We start from the raw sequence: 4,997 nt of genomic DNA, 5'->3' as shown, positions 1-4,997 counted from the left end.
TAATTGACGGGGACCCATCCATTTCTTCGAAGCAGGATTTCATCATGCATTACAACAAGCTCGGCCGGACCGGCCTGTTTGTCTCCGAACTATGCCTCGGCACCATGACGTTCGGCGGCGACACCGGCATGTGGGGCCAGATCGGCAAGCTGCAGCAGGACGATGCGGACCGCCTCGTCGGCACGGCGATGGACGCAGGGATCAACGTCATCGATACGGCCGACGTCTATGCCGAGGGGCGGTCGGAGACGATCACCGGCCAGGCTCTGAAGAACCTGAAAGTGCCGCGCGACAATGTCGTGATCGCGACGAAAGTCTTCGGTGCGACCGGCACGGGTCTCAACACCCGTGGCAACTCCCGGACCCATATTATCGACGGCGTCAAAGCCAGCCTGAAGCGGCTCCAGCTCGATCATATCGACCTCTACCAGATCCACGGCTTCGATCCGACGACGCCGATCGAGGAGACGGTGCGGGCGCTCGACATCCTCGTCCAGCACGGCCATGTGCGCTACGTCGGCGTCTCGAATTGGGCGGCATGGCAGATCATGAAAGCGCTGGGCATCGCCGAGCGGCACGGCCTCGCCCGCTTTGAATCCCTGCAGGCCTACTACACCCTCCCCGGCCGCGACCTCGAGCGCGAGATCGTGCCGATGCTGGAGAGCGAGGGCCTCGGGCTGATGGTCTGGAGCCCGCTTGCCGGTGGTCTGTTGAGCGGCAAGGTCAGCCGCGATCAGGAGAGCGCCGAAGGCAGCCGGCGCGCCACCTTCGACTTTCCGCCGGTCGACCGGCCGCGGACCTACGACTGCATCGACGCGATGCGGCCGATCGCCGAGCAGCGCGGCGTGTCCGTGGCGCAGATCGCGCTGGCTTGGCTGCTGCACCAGACGGTCGTCACGACCGTCATCATCGGGGCGAAGCGCCTCGAGCAGTTGGAAGACAATATCGCGGCCACTGGCGTCGTTCTGACGGATGGGGAGATGGCCGTTCTCGACCAGGCCAGCACACTTCCGCAGGAATACCCGGGCTGGATGCTCGAACGCCACCGCAAGGTGTTGCCGTCAACGATCACGTCGACGCGGCCACGCCGGCGCCTATAGCCGCGTCGCGAACACGACAAGCCAGTCCGGCATCGCCTGGACGAAGCTGGCTTCGACCACCCGGTCGAAGCCAGTCAGAATGATCGCGCCAACGATGACGAAGGCGGCGCCGAGTGCGCCGCGCCCGATCCGCGCAGCACGGCCGGCCAGCATCCGCGCATTCAGCGCAAGGCGGCCAAGGCCGTAACCGACGGCGAGCAGCGAGATCGCGGCACCCAGCGCAAACACCGTCATCGTCGCCATCGCCGCCGCCAGCGAGCCACCGCTTGCGGCGAGCGCGAAGGCGGCGCCAAGCGTCGGCCCGACGCAGGGCGCCCAGGCGAAGGCGAGCACGACGCCGGCGGCGAACTGGCCGATCAGACCGGCGGCGGGGAGACGGTTGGCGAGGCGGTCGGCCCAACCGGCCAGCGGCGCCATGGCGGCTTCCGCGGAATGACTGAGCATCGGGATCAGCATCGCCGCGCCGACCAGCACCATGATGATCGCCGAGACGACGCGTACCCAGGCGGTGTCGCCGGCCTCGATCCCGGCCGACGCCAAGGCCCCGCCGACGATGCCGAAGGTGAGAGCCAGGCCGGCGGCAAGCATCAACGGCCCCGCGGCGCCCCGGGCACGGGCGCCGGCGATGACGATCGGCGCGAGCGGCAGCACGCAGGGGCTGAGGATCGTCAGCAGGCCCGCCACGAAGGCAAGGACGAGCGTCACGGGATCAGTACGCGGCCTTGAGAATTTTGGTCACATCCTCGTCCGACGTGCCCCAGGACATCCGCGCGACTTCCTTACCGCCCTTGTAGCCGATCAGCGTCGAACGCGGACAGTTCAGGGCGGCAACAACGTCCGGCTGGTCATCGTAATTCACCTTGAAGAAGGTGACGCGGTCGAGCTGCGGATCGGTGGAGAGCCGCGCCAGGATCGAGGCCTGCGCCCGGCACTGCAGGCACCACGGTGCATAGACGTGGATCACGACCGGCTTGCCGGATTTTATCGCCGCCTTCACGACCGCTTCCTCATAGGGGTGGAATTCAAAGGCGCTGGCGGCGGAGACGGACGCAAGCACCAGGGCGACTGCGGCTACAAGGGATCGGCGGGTCATCATCGGCGTTCGTCCTCCATCGACGGTTCACGCCGCCGTTGTACGCTATACGGTCGGGGACGGCATCAGGTTGTGAACTTGTTCACTTTGGGAAAGCCTTTCGGCGGAAGCCGGCCGGCTTCCGCGCGGTTGCCGAGCCAATCGCGCAGATCCTCGCCGCCGACGTTGAAGGTGCGCCCCGCCGTGTCGACCCAGGACAACCCATCCTTGAGCGCAAAAATCTTCAGATCCGCGAGGCCGCCGTCCTTGTAGCGCTGCAAGCGCACGCCCTTGCCGCGGCTCATCTCCGGCACCTGCGACAGCGGGAACACCAGCAGGCGGCGGTTGTCGCCGATGACCGCGACATGATCCCCGGTGACCGGCACGATGAGGTGCGCGATCGACGGCTTGTCGACGTTGAGCACCTGGCGCCCTTTGCGGGTGCCGCCGATCATGTCGTCCTGATTGACGACGAAGCCGCGGCCATCGGTCACCGCCACCAGCATTTTCGCGCCGGCGGCATAGGGCAGCACGGCGGAAATATCCTCGGATTCGCCGAGGTCCGCCATGACGCGGATCGGCTCGCCCTGCCCGCGCCCGCCCGGCAATTTGGCGGCATCGAGCGTGAAAGCGCGACCGTCCGTCGCCAGCACGATTATTTTTGAGGTCGTCTCGGCCAGAAAACTCGTGCGCAGCTTGTCGTCGCCCTTGAACTGCAAGGCGGACAAATCGGCGACATGGCCCTTCAGCGCGCGGATCCAGCCCTTCTGCGAGATCACGATGGTGACGGGCTCGCGCTCGACGAGCGCGGCACTGGCAAGCTCCATGTCCATCGCCGCGGGCATGTCGGCGAAGGTCGTGCGGCGCTTGCCGAGTGCGGTCTCCGGCCCATAGGTCTTGCGCAGCGTCTTGATCTGCGCCGCGATGTCTTTCCACTGCCTGGCCTCGTCGCCGATCAGCGTTTCGACTTCGGCCTTTTCCTTGAGCAGCGCGTCATGTTCGCGTCGCAGCTGCATCTCTTCGAGACGGCGCAGGCTGCGCAGCCTAGTATCGAGAATGTAGTTGGCCTGGACCTCGGACAGCGCAAAGGTTGCCTTCAAAACGTCTTTCGGCTCGTCCTCTTCGCGGATGATGCGGATGACTTCGTCCAGATGCAGGAAGACGATGAGCATGCCGGCGAGCACTTCGAGCCGGTGCTCGATCTTCTCCAGTCGGAACTTTGCCCGCCGCACGAGCACCGTGCGGCGATGATCGAGCCACTGCCGCAGCGCCTCCTTCAAGGAGACCACGCGGGGCACGACGCCGTCGACGAGAACGTTCATGTTCATCGGGAAGCGGGTTTCGAGCTCGGTGGCGCGGAACAGCTGCTCCATCATCACGGCCGGTGCGACGGCGCGGTTGCGCGGCTCGATGACGACGCGGACGTCCTCTGCCGACTCGTCGCGCACGTCGGCGACCAGCGGCAGCTTCTTTTCGTTGAGCAGTTCGGCGATCTTTTCGATCAGCCGCGACTTCTGCACCATGTACGGGATCTGCGTGACCACGACCACCCACGCCCCGCGCGGGCCGTCTTCCTTCTCCCAGCGCGCGCGCAGGCGGAACGAGCCGCGCCCGGTGCGGTAGGCCTCGGCGATCGCCGCCTTCGACTCGACGAGAATGCCGCCGGTCGGAAAGTCCGGGCCCTGCACGAACTGCAGGAGATCGTCGGGCTCGGCATCACGATGCGCGATGAGATGCAGCGAGGCGTCGCAGAGTTCAGCGACGTTGTGCGGCGGGATGGAGGTCGCCATGCCCACCGCGATGCCCTGCGCGCCGTTGGCCAGCAGGTTGGGGAACGCCGCCGGAAGCACAATCGGCTCCTGCTCGGTGCCGGCGTAATTGTCGCGGAAATCGATGGCGTTCTCTTCGATGCCCTCGAGCAGAAGCTGGGCGACGCCGGTCATCCGCGCTTCGGTGTAGCGGTAGGCGGCGGCGCTATCGCCGTCGATGTTGCCAAAGTTGCCCTGGCCGTCGACGAGCGGGTAGCGCGAGGCGAAATCCTGGGCGAGGCGCACCAGCGCGTCGTAGATCGCCTGATCGCCGTGCGGATGGAACGAACCCATCACGTCGCCGACGATCTTCGCGCATTTGCGGAAGGCGGTGCCGGGGTCGAGGCGCAGCACCTGCATGCCATAGAGAATGCGCCGATGCACCGGCTTCAGCCCGTCGCGGGCATCCGGCAGCGCGCGTCCGGTGATGGTGGAAAGCGCATAGGCGAGGTAGCGCTCCTCCAAGGCTTCGTGGAGCGAAACGGGATCGACGCTGCCGCCGTTGGGCGGCGCGGGAAGGGACGGAGTCTTGGCCATGAGCGTCCCCTAAGGGATCGGCGCGCCGGCTGCAAGTTCCCGGTTTGTTTTCGTCAAACGGAGCTTAACTTTGCCTTGCAAAAGCCTCAGGTTCCCGGCGGCCTGTTGCTGCAACGCACTAGCTGGCATGCATAGGCCAGCGTAGAAGCAGGGCACAAGGCAGGCCCTGGTTTTCGAGGGGGCGTGCATGCCCCAATCCTATCCGTTTGCAGGTGCGATCTTTGCCCCAGAATTCGTTTGGCCTGAACAAGACCCTGGTGCTTTTCGCCATGGCCATCGTCCTCATGATCTGCGCCGCCGTGATCGCCACGATGCCGTCGTCCGGCACCGTCGAGGCGCACGAGAGCACATTCAAGACGCCGCCGTGCCGGACCGAGGAGGTCCCGCTCGACGAAGGCTACGGCGTCAGCCGCGTCGTGGTGCGTCGGGTCTGCGAGGACCTGTAGGGGTTTAGATCGATCTGCGAGCTTGTCTTTCCGG

At 65.9% G+C, this 4,997-nt stretch carries 5 protein-coding genes; 2 read left to right on the top strand and 3 right to left on the bottom strand.

Annotated features, from left to right (window positions below; genetic code table 11):
• Positions 1-44: 44 nt before the first annotated feature.
• Complete coding sequence (locus tag GSQ79_RS10915) at positions 45-1,100, top strand: aldo/keto reductase (RefSeq protein ID WP_158808749.1); 1,056 nt, start codon at positions 45-47, stop codon at positions 1,098-1,100.
• Here the strand turns inward: GSQ79_RS10915 and GSQ79_RS10910 are convergent.
• From GSQ79_RS10910 to parC, 3 genes are all read right to left on the bottom strand, one after another.
• Positions 1,095-1,805, bottom strand: a complete 711-nt coding sequence (locus tag GSQ79_RS10910; protein WP_158808748.1) for a cytochrome c biogenesis CcdA family protein — start codon at positions 1,803-1,805, stop codon at positions 1,095-1,097. The genes GSQ79_RS10915 and GSQ79_RS10910 overlap by 6 nt on opposite strands.
• 4 nt (positions 1,806-1,809) lie before the next feature.
• Positions 1,810-2,196 carry a thioredoxin family protein gene (locus GSQ79_RS10905; RefSeq protein ID WP_210253060.1) on the bottom strand — a complete coding sequence of 129 codons (387 nt, stop codon included), beginning with the start codon at positions 2,194-2,196 and terminating at the stop codon, positions 1,810-1,812.
• 62 nt (positions 2,197-2,258) lie between these two features.
• Positions 2,259-4,517, bottom strand: a complete 2,259-nt coding sequence (parC, locus tag GSQ79_RS10900; RefSeq protein WP_158808746.1) for a DNA topoisomerase IV subunit A — start codon at positions 4,515-4,517, stop codon at positions 2,259-2,261.
• 221 nt (positions 4,518-4,738) lie between these two features.
• On the opposite strand from parC, the gene GSQ79_RS10895 reads away from it, so the two are divergent.
• Positions 4,739-4,963 carry a hypothetical protein gene (locus GSQ79_RS10895; protein ID WP_158808745.1) on the top strand — a complete coding sequence of 75 codons (225 nt, stop codon included), beginning with the start codon at positions 4,739-4,741 and terminating at the stop codon, positions 4,961-4,963.
• The last annotated feature ends 34 nt before the right edge of the window (positions 4,964-4,997 follow it).

Origin of the sequence: Beijerinckia sp. L45 (genome assembly GCF_009765775.1) — a bacterium.
Taxonomy (GTDB): domain Bacteria; phylum Pseudomonadota; class Alphaproteobacteria; order Rhizobiales; family Beijerinckiaceae; genus RH-AL1.
Note: the sequence above shows the minus strand (reverse complement) of the source record. Positions and strands in the feature narration are given on the sequence as shown.